Source organism: Neorhizobium sp. LjRoot104, assembly GCF_964253725.1.
In the GTDB taxonomy this organism is placed as follows: Bacteria; Pseudomonadota; Alphaproteobacteria; order Rhizobiales; family Rhizobiaceae; genus Neorhizobium.
Genome location: NZ_CAXURS020000002.1, coordinates 487,305 through 502,862 on the forward strand (window position 1 = coordinate 487,305; position 15,558 = coordinate 502,862).

Consider the following 15,558-nt stretch of genomic DNA (forward strand, 5'->3'; position numbering starts at 1 on the left):
GCTCTCTCATCTGGGAGGATATACCTTCATGTCTGCGACCTTTCAAAAGGCAGCGCCGCCTTCGGGCGGCGAAGGCGATGGCACGCCTATAGGTCGGCGAGCCGACCTAGTTCTTGAAATGCGTTCGATCACCAAGGCTTTCCCTGGTGTGCTCGCGCTCGATGGCATGAACCTGAAGGTTCGTGCCGGCACGGTCCATGTCCTCGTTGGGGAGAACGGCGCGGGCAAGTCGACGCTCATGAAGATCCTGAGTGGCATCTACGAAATCGATGGCGGCGAGATCTTTTTCAGGGGTGAGAAGCTCGATCACCAGAGCGCCGCAGCCGCGCTGGAGAGGGGGATCTCCATGATCCATCAGGAACTCAGCCCGGTGCTCGACATGACCATCGCCGAAAATATCTTTCTCGGCCGCGAGCCCACCTACGGTCACACCGGCGTTTTGTCCCGGTTCGTTGATTTCAATCGGATGAATGCCGACACCCAAGCGCTCCTGGATCGCTTGGGGCTGAAATACAGCCCGCAAACCAAAATGCGCGACCTGTCTATCGCGACAATGCAGCTCATCGAGATCGTCAAGGCGATTTCGCGAGAGGCCTCTCTCGTGATCATGGACGAACCGACGTCGGCGATCAGCGACACTGAAGTCGCGATGCTTTTCAGACAGATCGCAGATCTGAAAGCAGCAGGCGTCGCGATTATCTACATCACCCATAAGATGGACGAGATCTTTCAGATCGCCGACGACATCACGGTGATGCGTGATGGCCAGTTCATCGCGGCCGCCCCGGCGAGCGAGTACGAGCCTCCAAAGCTGATTTCGCAGATGGTGGGCCGGATGATCGCCAGCATCTTCCCGAAAGAGGAGGTGCCGATTGGCGATGTCGTCCTTTCCGTCGAGAACCTCTCTCGTGACGGTGTTTTCGAAAACGTCAGCTTCGCAGTTCGTGCCGGAGAAATCGTCGGCCTTTCCGGCCTGATCGGTGCCGGGCGGACGGAGGTAGCTCGTGTGATCTTCGGCCTGGACGGCGCGGATGCGGGCGTGATCCGCCTGAATGGAACCCCGCTAAAGCTCACGTCTCCGAGGGATGCCATCGCCAACGGCATCGCCATGGTCTCGGAGGATCGCAAGGCGGAAGGCCTAGTGCTCTGCCGGTCCGTCGGCGAGAACATTTCACTTGCGAACCTCAAGAAATTCGCTTCCGGCCTTTTCATCAGCGAGCGGCGGGAAGAGACGGCATCTCAGCGCATGATCAAGATGCTCCAGATCAAGACGCCCGATACGGCAATGATCGTGGAGAACCTCAGCGGCGGCAACCAGCAGAAGATCGTGCTGGCCAAATGGCTGCTGGGCGATCTGAAACTGCTCATCCTGGACGAACCCACGCGCGGTATCGACGTCGGATCCAAATCCGAAATTCACCGACTGATGACCGAATTCGCCCGGCAAGGGCTCGCGATTGTCATGATCTCATCCGAGCTACCCGAGATCCTCGGCATGAGCGATCGCGTGGTTGTGATGAGCGAAGGCCGGGTCACCGGCGAACTGACAAGAGACGAGGCCACTCAGGAAAACATCATGCGCCTCGCCACGGGAGGACACTGATGAGTATTGAACGCGCAGACGCGGCTGTGAAACGAAAGGGCCGGGGGATGGCTGGCTACAGGAATATAAGCTTCTCCCAGATCTACCGCAAGTATGGCACAATCCTGATCTTCTTCGGCATTTGCGCGCTTGCCTCAATCTTGAGTCCGACATTTCTGACCGAGGCCAACCTGACCAATGTCCTGCGTCAGGTCGTCGTAGTGAGCCTTCTTGCGTGCGGCGTCACCTTCATCATCATTCTGGGGCATATCGACGTCTCGCTGGGATCCGTCCTCTCACTCTGCGGTGTTTTGGCGGCCAGCGTGATGGCCATGACTGGAAGCGTCATCCTGGCGGTCGCTGCCGGAATTGCGGTGGGAATCCTCGCCGGCATCATCAACGGCTTTGTCGTGACCTTCTTTCGCATCCCGTCATTCATCATGACATTGGCGATGACGACAGTCGCACGCGGCGCCGTGCTGCTTTACACCGGCGGTTCGCCGGTGACGGGACTGGGCGACTTCAAAGTGATCGGCCAGGGTTCGCTCGGCCCGGTGCCGATTTCCGTGATGATTCTCGCGGCCGTCGTCATCGTCTCCTGGATTCTTCTCAACAAGACCAAGTTCGGCCGATACGTTTATGCGGTTGGCGGTAACGAGCGTGCTGCTCGCGCTTCGGGCATCAACCCGGATAGCATCGTCGTGAAGGCCTTCATCTTTAACGGCATCCTCTGCGCCGTTGCAGGCATCGTCCTCATGTCTCGCATCAATTCCGGTCAGCCTGCGGGCGGCGTCGGCTACGAGTTTGATGCGATCACCGCTGTCGTCGTCGGCGGCACCAGCCTGATGGGCGGCACCGGAACCATCACCGGAACCATCATCGGATCGATGATCATCGGCGTCATCAACAACATGCTCAACCTCATGAATGTCAGCTCGTACTGGCAGCAGATCATCAAGGGTCTGATCATCGCGATCGCGGTGATCCTCGACGTTTGGACCAAGTCTGTCCGCAACAAAAAGAAGGCATGACCATCGTTCCCAGCAGGCTCGTGCCTGCCTGGGTACCAACTCTTTGTCGGCGGGGATTTCCCGCGTCCGGAATTAACCTGAAACTCTATGGGAGGACCCTATGAAAGCTATTTCCAAACTCGCTCTCGCCTGCGCCATATCCCTTGCCGCCATCTCCACCGGCGCGGCATTCGCCGCCGACAAGTTCGTCGTCGGTTACGCTAATATGGCGGATACGGACGTCTTCGTCATGGCGCGCAAGAATGCCTTCATCACAGCGTCGAAATCCGATCCGGCAGTCGAAGTCAATTTCTCCGACGCGAACAACGACGTCAGCAAGCAGCTCGACCAGATCGACAACTTCATTGCGCAGAAAGTCAACGCAATCGTCGTCGTGCCGGTCGACTATCAGGGCATCGTCCCGGGCGTCGAGAAGGCTAACCAGGCGGGCATCCCCGTCATCGCTCTCGGCATCCAGTCGGCAGGCGGCAAGTACACGTTCGTCGGCTCGAAGAACATCGACGCCGGCCGCCTTCAGGGCGAGTACATGAAAGAACACCTGCCGAAGGGTGCCAAGATCCTTTATCTTGAAGGCACGCCGGGGCTCTCGCACACGCAAGAGCGCAAAAAAGGCTTCGAGGATGCACTCGGTCGTTCTGACGTGACCACTCTCGCCAGCCTCTCAGCCAATTACGACCGCGCAGAAGGTATGAAGGTCACCGAAGACTGGATCCAGAGTTTTCCCAAGTTCGACGCCATCGTCGCAGCCAACGACCAGATGGCGCTCGGAGCGCTGGAGGCACTACAGGGCGCGAATCGTCTCAAGGGCGTGATGATTTCCGGTGTCGATGGCACAACTGATGCTCTGAACGCTATCAAGGCCGGAACGATGTCGCAGACCATTTTCCAGGACGCCGCGGGCCAGGCAAAGGCTGCCTTCGAGGTCGTGGAGGGCCTGAAAAAGGGCAAGGACGCTCCGGTCGAAAAGCTGGTGCCCTTCGCTTCGATCACTAAGGACAATGTTGAGCAGTACGCAAAGAAATAAGCTTCCCAAGGCTGCGTGTCGGGATGGGACGCCCGGCACGCGTTCCCCATGGGGGCAGTGATTACAAGCCGTAGTTCGCGGTTCTTTAAACGACAGGACATACCGAAATGACTATAAGGATCGCCGTCATCGGGGCGGGACTGATGGGAGCCGACCACGCGCGGATCGTCGCGGAAGATCTGCCAGGAGCGAGCCTGCAGGTCGTCTGCGACATGGACGCGGCCCGCGCCTGCAAGGTGGCCGATATGTACGGCGCTTACGATGTCGACTCTAAGCCCGATCAGGTCGCCACTCGCCCGGACGTGGATGCAGTTATCATCGCAAGCCCTGATTTCACACATGCACCCCTGTCGCTGTCCTGCATAAGAGCCGGCAAACGGGCTCTCTGCGAAAAGCCGCTGTCGCAGTCCTCGACAGAGTGCCTGGAAATCATGCAGGCGGAAGAGGCCACGGGATCAAAATTCATCATGCTCGGCTTCATGCGCCGCTTCGATCAATCCTATGTCGAAATGAAGCGGGCTCTGGAGCATGGTGTACTTGGCCGAGCCTTGATGATGCACAATTTTCATCGCAATGTCGCCACACCCGCCTCGGACTTCACCGGGGCGATGGCGATCACCAATTCCGCCCCGCACGAGTTCGATGTCGTCCGACACGTCCTCGACACCGAATACGTCTCGATCTCAGCCTTCCAGCCGAAGCGGTCCGACGCGCTGGTCGCACCGGTTTATATGGTGCTCGAAACGGCGGATGATCAACTGGTCAATATTGAGATCAACAATAACGCGGCCTATGGCTACGACGTCCGCGCCGAACTGGTCGGCGAGAAGGCGACCATTGCCATGAACGCCGTCAACTACACGCGCGTTGATCGGGAACTCGGCCAGAGCACAAGCTACGATGCAGATTGGCGGGGCCGCTATGCCGAAGCCTATCGCCGCCAGAACCGCGCTTTCCTTCGTTTCGTCGAAACAGGAATATTCCCAAATATCGCCTCGAGCAGTTGGGATGGATACTGCGCCGCAAAGGTCGCCGAGGCCGGCGTCAGCGCCTTGAACGACGGCCGCAAGGTACCCGTCGAAATGATCGCCAAACCGGAGTTTTACGTATGAAGCTTGGATTCGTATCAGACAGCCTTGGTGGCCTGACTTTCGAGGCAATGCTGGACCACGCTCGAAGACTTGGCGTCTCCGGCGTCGAGGTCAATACCTGCGGGTGGTCGACGGCGCCGCATTTCGATCTACCGACGATCCTCCGGGACAGAAACGCCCAAAGGTCGTTCCTCAGAGCTTTCGGCGACCGGGAACTGGAAGTGGTAAGCCTGAACGCCAACGGAAATCCCCTGCATCCGACCGATATTGCCCAGGGACAGGGGCTTGAGGATACGATCCGCGCAGCGGGCGAACTGGGCATCAAGACCGTCTGCGCGATGTCGGGACTTCCAGCCGGCAATGCCACCGACACAATGCCGAACTGGGTGGTCTCCTCATGGCCTCCGGAAACGCAGGTGGCCCTTCGCTATCAGTGGGAAGAGAAGCTCCTCCCGTACTGGACCAGGATCGTGGCACTGGCGAAGGATCACGGTGTGGAACGCATCGCGTTGGAGCTGCATGGCAATCAGTGCGTCTATAACGTCCCTTCGCTGCTGAAACTACGTGAAGCCGTTGGCCCGGTGGTCGGCGCCAACCTGGACCCGTCGCATCTCTTCTGGATGGGCGCCGATCCTCTCGCGGCCGCCGAAGCGCTCGGCGACGCGGTATACCACGTTCACGCCAAGGACACCTTCCTCAACGCCCCGAAGCAGGCCGTCACCAGCCTTCTGGAGAATGGCAGCCTGATGGACATCCCCGCGCGTAGCTGGTCCTACATCACGCTGGGCTTCGGCCATGGCGAAGAATGGTGGCGGCAGTTCTGCTACAGGCTGAAGATGGCCGGTTACGATGGCTGGCTCTCGATCGAGCATGAGGACGTGCTTCTGAACAGCCTGGAGGGGCTGGAGAAGTCCGTAGCTCTTTTGCAGGGCGTTATGCCGGTTGCAGCGAGCGATTTCAAGCCGCAGGCGATCCGGTGACGAGGACGCGTCCGATTTCCCCTCGCGCATCTCAATCAGACGCTGCCCCTGGTGCAGATCTCGACTGAGATCGCGTGAGGGCAGCTCTTTTGAAAGGGCTTGCAATGCTAAAGCGGGATGATTTTGGTGGAATCGGAATTTGGATTCCCTTTGGAGGCAAGGTCTACAGCCCAGATGGAAAGGAGATTGCATTTGTTCCTGTGCCACATGTAAGCGCGGTGACCAATATTGCACTAACCACAGAGGGTGATCGGACCTGGCTCTACATTACCGCGGCCAAGGGTCCCTACCGCATCGAGACTAGGATCCATGGACCGGCGGTGGGGCTCGATCCCACCTTTATGACGCGTTATCCGCATGAGTTTTCCGGCGGCCAGCGCCAGCGGGTGTGCATCGCTCGAGGCACCGCGCTCGATCCGGCCTTCATCGTTGCCGACGAGCCGATCACGGCCCTTGATGGCTCGATCCAGGCCCAGATCGTCAATCTATTCCAGGCGCTTACGTATATCGCGCCATGCCTCGAGCAGGGGCAATATCACAGCTGCCAGGCCGCTATTTCCATTCAGCAGCGCTCTCACAGTGGCATCAAATACCCCGCCTTCCCCTTTGGGCACGATGAGACCAAACGTTTTCAGGAGACCACGTATTTGGTTGCTGAGCTGTTTGGAAATGCTTACGAGCTGGCTACGCGCTGCCACCAGTGTGCGCGTCACCATGTTGTCGAAAGTCTTTACTCGCACGACTTTGTAAAATCCGGCTTCAGCCAACTGCGCTAGGCCATCCGCATCATTGGCATCAGTCTTATTGAGGGTTTCATTCAGAACCTTTTGCGCATGACGTGCTTCAATGCAGATCGCGGGAATTCTTTCGGCTTTCAGCTCATGATAGAACCATGTCGACAGTGGACCTGTCTCGAAGACGACCAGCTTTGCGTGCGGAGCATGCTTGCGGATGATTTGCGACAGAACTTTCGGATCAGAAGGGCATTTCCCTCGCCAGATACGCTTCCTATTCTCTCGGATCGAAACCGCAGTATCTTTCAGCGAAACATCAAGCCCGATATATTGGTCCATGGTTGCCTCCCATTTGATGCTGGGCCCGGTTCCAATCGTGAGCCCGTATTTCCATCTTACCGGGGGCAACCACCCATGTCAGATATTGCTGAGGCAATGCCTTTGGGGAAACCGTCCGCGAATACCCCATGTTCAAAAATAGCGAGCGCTACCGGAAAATTATTTGTTGGAACGCCTGCGGGTCTAACATGCATCTTCAGCGCGACTCGCTGGCGGTAACGCGGCCATTTAGAAAACAGCATGAATGAGATATAAACAGATCAATTGAAGCGCGATGATCTGTATACATGTCTTTCCCGTTGACTGAACGCAGAATGTTTGAGATAGCTTGCCCCTGCTCCACGGAAAACATTTGGGTAGGTAGGATGGCACGATCTGCGTCAGATGCCTTGCTGGAAATCGGGCAGTTGCTGAAGGCTGCGCGTAAGGGCAGGAAATTGACGCAGGAGCAGGTTGCCGACATGGCGGGTATATCGCGTCCCCGCTATCGTGAGATAGAAGCCGGAAGCAGTGCTGCGCGCACGACGACCCTGATCAACATCGCCCGCGCTCTCGGGCTTGAATTAATGCTCATACCGCAAGCCATGGTTCCGGCCGTCGATGCGCTGCTGCGCCCTCATGACGATGTCGACGATCTCCCGGCATTCATGGCGCGTCCAGACGGGGATGAGAATGTCTGAAGTTTCATCCGATCCGAGATCCATCTCGTCGCTCGATGTGCTGCTGAACGATGTGAAGGTCGGTACAATCGTTCGCACACCTGGCGATTTTAATGCCTTCAGCTTCGAGGAAAGCTATCGCGCAACCGGGGGCTATCCGGTGCTCAGCCTGTCTTTTCGCGCAGCCGCCGGCGGCTTGCGAAAGGACCCCAAACCCGTTGCCCGCGCGTTGCCTGCGTTCTTTGCCAATCTGCTCCCGGAAGACAAGCTGCGCGAGGCAATGGAAAAACACCACGCGGGGAGTGTCCGCGCGGGAAACGATTTCGATCTGCTCGTCGCACTGGGTTCGGATCTGCCAGGCGCCGTCCGCGTCGTGCCGAGCGACAGGACGATTGCCTGTCTCGACAATCTGCCTGCTGCCAAGCCGAAAGCCCGGTTTTCGCTCGCCGGCGTTCAGATGAAGCTTTCGGTCATCAAGAACACGGGCAAGGGCGGTGGGCTGACGGTGCCGCTCGGCGACGAGCAGGGGGCCTACATTGCCAAGTTTCCATCGACCTCGTTTCCCGGCGTGTCGGAAAACGAATATGCCAATCTTGCACTGGCGGAAGCGATCGGCATGGAGGTTCCGGAGCGCGAACTCGTAGAGCAATCGGAGTTCGAAGGTATCCCGAAGGAATTCGAGACGCTGTCGGATGGAAAAGTCCTGCTCGTCAAACGCTTCGATCGTGGCGCAAACGGCGAGCGCATCCACATTGAGGATTTCGCGCAGGTGTTCGGAATCTATCCTTCGCGGAAATACGAAGGGGCTGCCTATCATGATATCGCCGCAGCATTGAACGTTGCCGTTTCCTCCGCCGCTGTTCTCGAGTTCGTCCGTCGACTGGCTCTGGCAGCCATAACCGGCAATGGCGACATGCACCTGAAGAACTGGTCATTGATCTATCGTGGGGTAGGCGACAAACCGAAACTTGCGCCTGTCTATGACGTGCTCTCGACGATCCCTTACATCCCCGCGGATGCCATGGCTCTGTCGCTCGCCGGTGAGCGGCCCTTCAAGGCAATGAGCGTGCAGCGATGGAAAGCGTTCGCCAATCGGGCGCGCTTGCCGGAAGCGGCCGTGCTCAAAGCGGTGGTCGACACGGTCGAGCGCGTGAACGAAGTTTGGTGGTCGCTGCCCGAACGAAGGATCGTTCCGGCGAAGGTTCTTGAGCGTATCGATGCTCATGTGCGCCTGATGACGCCGATCCTTGGCACGTGCGCGGAGTAAGGTCATCCGGCCAAGCGGTAGCGAAGCCCTGTTCTAGCCCGTGCGCCAGTTCTCCTGACGCATCTTCACGCGCTGCCAAAGTGTCAATCAGCACCGAACAAACATTGACCCCGTGGGAGGGGAGGGGGCAAAATCGGATTAGTATTACCCCGCCAGAGGGGTCAGTGACTTTAGGGCTCATTCCACAAGCGAAGCCTGCGGATCCTGGAGCGAGCAGCGGAGCGGTGCTCCCGTACGGGGGCCGTGCCCCCCTTGATTTTCGTTCGACAAGGTCCTGAAAACGGCCCGCGCCGCCTGCATTTCGTTGTTCGCGCGAGAACGGTGACGCCGATGGTAGGAATGGGCTGGAGCGTTCGGACCGGCTCGGGTCACCGCGAAGATGGAAGGGCGGACCGTCACGGGGATCGGTGGAGACGGCAATAGCCGGCTCCACGCCTTGGGCATAGAGCGCATTGCGCTCTCGCGCGGATGGACCGAAGCGCGAACGATCTTTGCGACGGACATTCGGGCTGAAACGGTCGCATCCCGCGCGGCCTCAAAAAGTCGAATCGCCCGCCCGATCACGGTCCAGAGCAAGAAGCGAAGATCCGGATGGCCCTATGCCGGCGTCGCCCACGGGTTCACAAGCGCCACTCCCATGCCTTCGAAGTCCTTGATGTTACGGGTCACCAGCGTCATATGTCGGGTGAAGGCTGTCGCTGCAATATAAGCGTCATTGATCGGTTTGGGATGGGGCACATGCCATTGGGCGGCCTTGAGGGCTGCCGCCTCGTCAAGCGGCAGGATACGGCCGGAAAATGCTGTGAGGACTGTTTTTTCCAGCCAGTTGCGCAACACCTTCCCGGCGGTGGCATCTTTGTGCTCCACCAGCCGGACGCCAGTCTCCAGCTCATGCAGAACCACGGACGAAATAAATGTTTCGGCCGGATCGACGGTCTCGGTCCAGGTGACGACACTCGGATCAGCCCGGCCAGTGGCGACTTTGCGCAGCTCGGACACGACGTTCGTATCGAGCAGCAACATCAGGACAGATCCACCGGCTGGGCGTGTTCCGTGCGTGGCGGCAGCGGCAAGTCAACGTCTTCCGCGCCCGGCTCGGCCAGCATGTCACCGAGCGTCCGCGCTTTGCCGGTAAGCCTCTTGTACGCCTCGAAAGACAAGAGGACGTGCGCGGGCCGTCCCCTGTCGGTGATGATGACAGGTCCGTCCTTGGCGGCGCGCTTTGCGCGACCGAGATCGTGATTGAGTTCACGGCCCGAAAGTGTTGTGATGGTCACGGCCAGCCTCGACATTCGTGGTTACGTAACCACTTGTACTCCTCGGAAGCTGAAATTGCAAGAAGCGGACCCGCGCGCTCCGGCAGCATGGCGGGGGGAACGAGGATATCAGCTTGCGGCGCGGAACGTTTGGCTCAGTCGCGTTCGAACGACCGACGCGGCGGCCCTTCCATCCATCAGCACTTGACCGCGCTCCGCTGCGTTCCAGACTACTCCAGACAGTCCCTCAACTCTGCCCGCTTTGCCAGGTCAGCCAGTCTGCCGCCTTCAGCTTCGGAGCGATGACTTCAGGCTCAACGAGAGCAGAGTTCACTGAGAGGTCGAGCAGGCGCGGAAGGAAATACCTAAAATCTTCACGAGTCCCCACGGTCGTCAGTGCAGCCGCAGCGTATTCCTGTACGTCCTCAACTTCCATAAGCCTCAATGGCTTGGACGTCAGTCGCTCCAGTAGCTTTTCCGGGTGCGTAGCGGCGAGGTTTCAAGAGCCGCTGGCTTGCGATAGTGAGCGAAGGCTTCATAGCCTTGATCAAGAGGTCGTCGTAGCGTCGGGGTGGGGTGCATCGAACTCAGGCGCGTGTAGCTGCGGCTTTTCCCCTTTAGCATCAATCGCCCTAACCGGCCATTGCGTCAGCTATCGGCCGACAGGCTTAGTCATATCCTTCCCTGGGAATTCACGCGACATGACGCTCCGATTATTGCCACCGCCGGAATTGCGGGCACAATCTCCATCGGAACCTTGGCAAAACCGGACATAAGTTCAGGCTCGCCCGAAAAGGGAGTTAAATGGCGCAGCACCCTATCTCAATGGGACGGCCGTTTCGCCTCGATCCTCGGGCTACGGTGGCATCAAGGCCGCCAGGCGCACGCTTCAGCTCTCGTGATGCCCAGATCATCTCGTCCCGAAACTCAGCCTTCGACCATCCGTCCGCGCGAGCCAATAATAGGATCATTGGGTCAGACAGGATTTCGTTGAGCGTCAGATCGTCGTGCCTTGCCATTTCCAATCCTCTCATGATCCTTGACCGAGCTACGGAGGGGTGTTACCGGTAAGTAACAGATAAACGTTACCGACCGGTCACACCCATGTCAAGTTCGAAATTCCCAGATAAAGCCCCCGATCTTTCTTCACCGGCGGCCATTCCTCCCCGCGAGCGCATCGTATCTTCAGCGGCAGACCTTTTTCGAAAATTCGGGATTCGAGGGATTGGCGTCGACGCCATTGCGGAGGCTGCGCAGACAAACAAGATGACGCTCTACCGAAAATTCGGTTCCAAGGACGAGCTTCTTTGCGCGACTCTGCGCCAGGTGACCCAACGAGCGGGGGCCATCTGGGACGAGCTGGAGAGAGATTTCTCAGGCGACGCTGCCGCGCAGTTGAGGCGATGGGTCGAATTCCAGGTGGAGCGTCTGGAGCAGGAACCGGGCGGTTGCGATCTGGCGAACGCTGCCGTCGAGCTGCGTGACAGCGATCATCCAGCCCACGCGGTTGTTCAGGAATTCAAGAATTCCCAGCGCAACCGGCTCGCGGCGGTGTGCGAGGCAGCAGGTTCGTCGGACCCCCAGCTGCTGGCGGACACGCTATCCCTTCTGCTTGAGGGCGCTCGCGTCAGCGTCCAGACAAGTGGGCCTGAAGGGTCGAGCAGACGGTTCAGAGAGTCGTGCGAGGCGACTATCGCGGCTTTTTCATCGAAGTAGCGTTTTGCCGTTCCGGCAGCCAATCGCGTTTGGGGATTCCTGGGAAATCCACCCCAGCCCAGCACATGCTGGGCCGCATTCTTGTGATCTTTGACTTGTATGCGGGCTTCGCCAAGGGCATTGCCGTGTCCGACGTAGAGGGAACTGCCATGCCGAAAGTTGTTGGAATTGGTGGTGTATTCTTCCGGGCAACCAACCCGAACGGGCTTGCCGCATGGTACGAGAAGCTCTTGGAAGTCTTTCGAAACGATTTGCCAAATCGGGATCACCGCCAAGGACCCGAAACCGGCCAAACACGTTGTCAAACGCCATCGTAATGTATTCTGCATTTGTGGACACTGGATTATCGATCCCTTCGCCAAGCACATAGCATAAGCAGGCATTGGCACGGCGTGAATGCGCCTCAGAAGCTCCCCCATTTGTCGATAAGCCTGAGTGATGTCGCCTTGGGTCATCCAGTGACGCAGCGAGCGGCCCGGCAAGTACGTCATCAAGGAATAGTGTAACGCGGTGTCAGGGAGCGGGATTCATCGGTGCGTAGCCATGTCGGAACCGGTGGCGTCAAATCTTTGAGCCAGCCCCCAACGAGCGCTTCCTTTGAAGGCCCCCTCGGGCACGTCTGGATAAATCTTGAGAACCAGCGAGCTGTACCTGGAACCTGCCAGGTCGATTTTATAAATGTCGGTGCTGCCGCCCGCCAACCGAGAAAAACCCCTGATCGTAAGAGCAGGCTCAAAGTCGCGGATCAGCCCGCCAACCGTTTCAGCGTCCAGTTTCATCGTTAGTCCTCGCCGCTCCTTAACACTACCGCGATTGGTAAGCTGAGATGAGGAGAGAATCGTCGCCCGGTGATATAATTATGATCGCTCGGGCGCTTCCAAGACATCATCAGTCACCCGGCTGGTATGGCAGTCCCGATTGAAGAGACCATGGCTTAGGGAAAGATTGGCGTCGGGCGTCGGCTTCTTTTTGTGCATGTTTTTTCGCGTCGTCGCCTCCCGTTGCCATCAAAAAGAGAAATCAACGCGATGACAACGACCCCCGCGAGGGCTTTCAAGGCGTCTGCTCGACCTTCGTTATCGGGCCTCGTCTCCATTTCATCCCTCACGATAACCTGTTGCGGAGACATCATGCCTTCTGCGAGGCCCCCTGCCAGATGCCGATACCTCTTGAGGTTGATTAACGTGGCGGCGGATGCTCCTATGTGGTTCATCGCACCAACTCCTTTCCACCGCCCGATAGCAACGAGTGGTCCATGTCGATTTCAGATGTCATTTATCGCCCGTTCGAAACGTTGATCCGGCCGCTTGATATTCCCCACCGACCCTTACCTTCAACGGGGCCGGTTGCTGTTCTTCTTCACTTCATTTCGATGTTTCGTGGAGTCCTCATCGCTCTCGCACTGGTTTCCATGACCGTCGAAGCCATCAATCTGAGCATTGTGTGGGGATTATCTGTGGTCGTGGATGGGGTGAGCCAGCAAGGAGCAGCCGCCTTCCTGCAGGGCGAATGGCCATTGCTGACCTTTCTGGGCTTCCTGCTTTTTCCGGGATTGCCCGTCGCGTCGTTCCTGTTGAACACACTTCAGTCTCATACCCTCGGGGTTGCGATGCCGGTTGCGATTCAATGGCAGGGTCACAAGGCTGTGGAGCGACAGGACATTGCCTTCTTCCACGATCTTTTCGCCGGACAGGTCGCTTCGCGGCTGTCTCAGGTGGCATCAGCGGTTCAACAGCAGATTATCGCCGCGTTCCAAACGATCCCCCGTTTCATCCTCTCGATGGCCGGGTCCGTCCTGCTTCTCGCAGCCCTGTCTTGGCAACTGGCTCTGCCAGTCGTCATATGGATCGTACTCAACGTCGCGCTGGCGGTGAAGATGGCACCGATCTTTACGGAACGCTCCCGACGTACCGCAAAGCGGCGCAGTCTCATCGCGGGTACAATCAACGATCTCTACAGCAATATGCCGATGATCAAGCAGTTTGCTGCAGAGGATAGCGAGGCCGGGGCTATTCGCAGTGTGCTTCAGAGTGCGGTGACCACGCAACACAGCGAGCAACGTATATATCGGACGTCTGAGCTGATCGTCGTCGTCCTGAATACCGGGCTCTGGGTTGCTATTCTATCCATCGGGCTGTCCGGCATGGTCAAAGGGTTTGTGACGGTGGGGGAATTCGTCGCGTCAGTCGCCATTCTACAGCGCCTGTCTGGCCACACTTTCACTTTCCTCCAGATGGGGCAGCAGATTTTCCAGGCGATAGGCACGATCAAGGATGCGATGCCGGTGATGACAACCCCGCCGACTATCACGGACCCACCTGACGCCAGGGAAATTGCAGTCCCCGAAGGAGAGGTTCGGTTCCAGGACGTCTGCTTCTCGTACCGGGCCGGGAAAGAGGTGATCGAAAGTCTCTCACTCACCGTCAAACCCGGTGAGAAGGTCGGACTGGTCGGATTGTCCGGTGCCGGAAAGACGACGTTGGTGAGCTTGCTGCTGCGGTTCTACGATATAGGGGAGGGCGCGATTTTGATTGACGGGCAGGACATCCGCTCAGTCACCCAAGCGAGCCTTCGCCGGAACATAGGCGTCATCGCCCAGGATGTCGCACTCCTTCATCGTTCCGTCGGCGACAATATCCGGTACGGGCGGCCTGACGCATCGCAAGAGGAAGTCGAAGAGGCGGCGAAAACCGCACGGGCCGATGCTTTCATTGCCGATTTGGCAGATGGCGAAGGCCGAAAAGGGTACTTGGCATATGTTGGTGATAGGGGCATCAAGCTATCAGGAGGTCAGCGGCAGCGGGTAGCCATCGCGCGTGTCCTTTTAAAAGACGCGCCCATTTTGGTGCTCGATGAGGCGACGTCCGCCCTCGATAGCGAATCTGAAGCGGCGATCCAGGACCGGCTCAGCCTGGTGATGGAAGGCAAGACAGTGATAGCTATCGCCCACCGGCTTTCGACCATCGTGAAGATGGACCGAATTGTCGTCCTTGATGGCGGGCGCATCGTTGAAGAAGGCACGCCCGCCGAACTCGTGGAGCGGGATGGATTGTTCGCTCGGCTTTGGAGGCGTCAGACCGGCGGTTTCATGCCCGAGGAACTCGAATAGAGCCCACCATTGCAATGCAAGAAGTCGGACCCAGGACCGGTGCGGTTGCGACCCGCAGATGTGATTACGGTGTCGGTGGCCGCTAACGGCCCGAGACGATCCCGGCAGCCTCCAACAGCGGTAAATCAGCGGCGCGGCGTCCCGATGGGGTTGGCCGCCCTCTCGTCACCTTTGATCTGGGTCGTTATGGCATTCACGATCCCTACGGACTTGTGCAATCTTTGGTTTGTGATAGCGAGCTGGAACGCACCATCGAGATATAGGCATTGCTGATGATCGCAGGCGGGACAATGCGCGTGGCAGCTGGACTTTCTGGGCGCTGACCCTTTCAGGGTGCGTTGCGCAATAGCAGGATGCAAATGTTGCTGCCTCTATTCGGCCAGCATCGCCATCTGAATCGTCCATTGGCGAGGAGCAGTTGCGATCCTGCTTTGCAGCGGCCCCCAGAATACAAGCAAAACTCAAGCCGGATAGTATCGCCCAATACAGTCCGGCTGCCGCCTATAAACTTGCGTCTCTGATGAAGCGGAGCCCCGACGACATCCCTCACTATGCAAGCTTCGTTCGTGGATATGTATTTCCATACGAGGCGACCAGCGTTCTGAGAACCAACCGGTTCAATGCACTCTACTACTTCGGGGACCCAGGAAATGGGACACGGTTTGCAACCATGATAGTCACCGATAGCTTAGGTTCGGTGCGAAAAACGGAAATGGATCTACAAAAATCGGGGCTATTCAATCTTTCGTTGAAAATGGCGTGATGAAATG

13 protein-coding genes and 3 pseudogenes are annotated in these 15,558 nt (G+C 58.1%); 11 read left to right on the plus strand and 5 right to left on the minus strand.

Annotated features, from left to right (window positions below):
- Nucleotides 1–28 precede the first annotated feature (28 nt).
- The 6 genes and pseudogenes from ACSQ8R_RS24515 to ACSQ8R_RS24540 form a co-directional block, all read left to right on the plus strand.
- Nucleotides 29–1,603 carry a sugar ABC transporter ATP-binding protein gene (locus ACSQ8R_RS24515; RefSeq protein WP_436255961.1) on the plus strand — a complete coding sequence of 525 codons (1,575 nt, stop codon included), beginning with the start codon at nucleotides 29–31 and terminating at the stop codon, nucleotides 1,601–1,603.
- On the plus strand, nucleotides 1,603–2,613 hold the full coding sequence (locus ACSQ8R_RS24520; protein ID WP_436255962.1) for an ABC transporter permease: 1,011 nt from the start codon (nucleotides 1,603–1,605) through the stop codon (nucleotides 2,611–2,613). The genes ACSQ8R_RS24515 and ACSQ8R_RS24520 overlap by 1 nt, the downstream gene beginning before the upstream one ends.
- Before the next feature lie 100 nt (nucleotides 2,614–2,713).
- Entirely contained in the window at nucleotides 2,714–3,637 is a 924-nt protein-coding gene (locus ACSQ8R_RS24525; protein WP_436255963.1) for a sugar ABC transporter substrate-binding protein, read from the plus strand.
- 107 nt (nucleotides 3,638–3,744) lie between these two features.
- Entirely contained in the window at nucleotides 3,745–4,749 is a 1,005-nt protein-coding gene (locus ACSQ8R_RS24530; protein ID WP_436255964.1) for a Gfo/Idh/MocA family oxidoreductase, read from the plus strand.
- Entirely contained in the window at nucleotides 4,746–5,708 is a 963-nt protein-coding gene (locus tag ACSQ8R_RS24535; RefSeq protein ID WP_436255965.1) for a sugar phosphate isomerase/epimerase family protein, read from the plus strand. Before ACSQ8R_RS24530 ends, ACSQ8R_RS24535 begins: the two co-directional genes overlap by 4 nt.
- 320 nt (nucleotides 5,709–6,028) lie before the next feature.
- Nucleotides 6,029–6,208, plus strand: a pseudogene (locus tag ACSQ8R_RS24540) (ATP-binding cassette domain-containing protein); the annotation flags it as partial.
- On the opposite strand, the pseudogene ACSQ8R_RS24545 reads toward ACSQ8R_RS24540, so the two are convergent.
- Nucleotides 6,203–6,781: pseudogene (locus tag ACSQ8R_RS24545) on the minus strand (IS110 family transposase); the annotation flags it as partial. The pseudogenes ACSQ8R_RS24540 and ACSQ8R_RS24545 sit on opposite strands and share 6 nt — an antisense overlap.
- Before the next feature lie 365 nt (nucleotides 6,782–7,146).
- On the opposite strand from ACSQ8R_RS24545, the gene ACSQ8R_RS24550 reads away from it, so the two are divergent.
- Nucleotides 7,147–7,461: a helix-turn-helix domain-containing protein gene (locus tag ACSQ8R_RS24550; RefSeq protein WP_436255966.1), complete on the plus strand. Its 315-nt coding sequence runs from the start codon at nucleotides 7,147–7,149 to the stop codon at nucleotides 7,459–7,461.
- The gene (locus ACSQ8R_RS24555; RefSeq protein WP_436255967.1) at nucleotides 7,454–8,707 is read left to right on the plus strand and encodes a type II toxin-antitoxin system HipA family toxin; all 1,254 of its coding nucleotides are present in this window, start codon (nucleotides 7,454–7,456) and stop codon (nucleotides 8,705–8,707) included. Before ACSQ8R_RS24550 ends, ACSQ8R_RS24555 begins: the two co-directional genes overlap by 8 nt.
- 597 nt (nucleotides 8,708–9,304) lie before the next feature.
- Here the strand turns inward: ACSQ8R_RS24555 and ACSQ8R_RS24560 are convergent.
- Together ACSQ8R_RS24560 and ACSQ8R_RS24565 are read right to left on the minus strand one after the other, a co-directional pair.
- Nucleotides 9,305–9,730, minus strand: a complete 426-nt coding sequence (locus tag ACSQ8R_RS24560) for a type II toxin-antitoxin system VapC family toxin (protein ID WP_436255968.1) — start codon at nucleotides 9,728–9,730, stop codon at nucleotides 9,305–9,307.
- Nucleotides 9,730–9,984 carry a type II toxin-antitoxin system Phd/YefM family antitoxin gene (locus ACSQ8R_RS24565; protein WP_436255969.1) on the minus strand — a complete coding sequence of 85 codons (255 nt, stop codon included), beginning with the start codon at nucleotides 9,982–9,984 and terminating at the stop codon, nucleotides 9,730–9,732. Before ACSQ8R_RS24565 ends, ACSQ8R_RS24560 begins: the two co-directional genes overlap by 1 nt.
- A 1,083-nt stretch (nucleotides 9,985–11,067) precedes the next feature.
- Here ACSQ8R_RS24565 and ACSQ8R_RS24570 point away from each other — a divergent pair.
- Nucleotides 11,068–11,679: a TetR/AcrR family transcriptional regulator gene (locus ACSQ8R_RS24570; RefSeq protein WP_436255970.1), complete on the plus strand. Its 612-nt coding sequence runs from the start codon at nucleotides 11,068–11,070 to the stop codon at nucleotides 11,677–11,679.
- Nucleotides 11,643–11,996 (plus strand): hypothetical protein, encoded by a 354-nt coding sequence (locus ACSQ8R_RS24575; protein WP_436257342.1) that lies wholly within the window; start codon nucleotides 11,643–11,645, stop codon nucleotides 11,994–11,996. The genes ACSQ8R_RS24570 and ACSQ8R_RS24575 overlap by 37 nt, the downstream gene beginning before the upstream one ends.
- A gap of 111 nt (nucleotides 11,997–12,107) precedes the next feature.
- Here the strand turns inward: ACSQ8R_RS24575 and ACSQ8R_RS24580 are convergent.
- A pseudogene (locus ACSQ8R_RS24580) lies at nucleotides 12,108–12,170 on the minus strand (hypothetical protein); the annotation flags it as partial.
- A 36-nt stretch (nucleotides 12,171–12,206) separates the two neighbouring features.
- The gene (locus ACSQ8R_RS24585; RefSeq protein WP_436255971.1) at nucleotides 12,207–12,458 is read right to left on the minus strand and encodes a hypothetical protein; all 252 of its coding nucleotides are present in this window, start codon (nucleotides 12,456–12,458) and stop codon (nucleotides 12,207–12,209) included.
- A gap of 476 nt (nucleotides 12,459–12,934) precedes the next feature.
- Between ACSQ8R_RS24585 and ACSQ8R_RS24590 the strand changes: the two genes are divergently transcribed.
- Nucleotides 12,935–14,788, plus strand: coding sequence for an ABC transporter ATP-binding protein (locus ACSQ8R_RS24590; RefSeq protein ID WP_436255972.1), 1,854 nt, complete (start codon nucleotides 12,935–12,937; stop codon nucleotides 14,786–14,788).
- Nucleotides 14,789–15,558: the final 770 nt, after the last annotated feature.

Bases quoted from the DNA above. Each gene is read 5' to 3' on its own strand.
- ACSQ8R_RS24515 (WP_436255961.1), top strand. From the start codon at position 29: ATGTCTGCGACCTTTCAAAAGGCAGCGCCGCCTTCGGGCGGCGAAGGC.
- ACSQ8R_RS24520 (WP_436255962.1), top strand. From the start codon at position 1,603: ATGAGTATTGAACGCGCAGACGCGGCTGTGAAACGAAAGGGCCGGGGG.
- ACSQ8R_RS24525 (WP_436255963.1), top strand. From the start codon at position 2,714: ATGAAAGCTATTTCCAAACTCGCTCTCGCCTGCGCCATATCCCTTGCC.
- ACSQ8R_RS24530 (WP_436255964.1), top strand. From the start codon at position 3,745: ATGACTATAAGGATCGCCGTCATCGGGGCGGGACTGATGGGAGCCGAC.
- ACSQ8R_RS24535 (WP_436255965.1), top strand. From the start codon at position 4,746: ATGAAGCTTGGATTCGTATCAGACAGCCTTGGTGGCCTGACTTTCGAG.
- ACSQ8R_RS24550 (WP_436255966.1), top strand. From the start codon at position 7,147: ATGGCACGATCTGCGTCAGATGCCTTGCTGGAAATCGGGCAGTTGCTG.
- ACSQ8R_RS24555 (WP_436255967.1), top strand. From the start codon at position 7,454: ATGTCTGAAGTTTCATCCGATCCGAGATCCATCTCGTCGCTCGATGTG.
- ACSQ8R_RS24560 (WP_436255968.1), bottom strand. From the start codon at position 9,730: ATGTTGCTGCTCGATACGAACGTCGTGTCCGAGCTGCGCAAAGTCGCC.
- ACSQ8R_RS24570 (WP_436255970.1), top strand. From the start codon at position 11,068: ATGTCAAGTTCGAAATTCCCAGATAAAGCCCCCGATCTTTCTTCACCG.
- ACSQ8R_RS24585 (WP_436255971.1), bottom strand. From the start codon at position 12,458: ATGAAACTGGACGCTGAAACGGTTGGCGGGCTGATCCGCGACTTTGAG.
- ACSQ8R_RS24590 (WP_436255972.1), top strand. From the start codon at position 12,935: ATGTCGATTTCAGATGTCATTTATCGCCCGTTCGAAACGTTGATCCGG.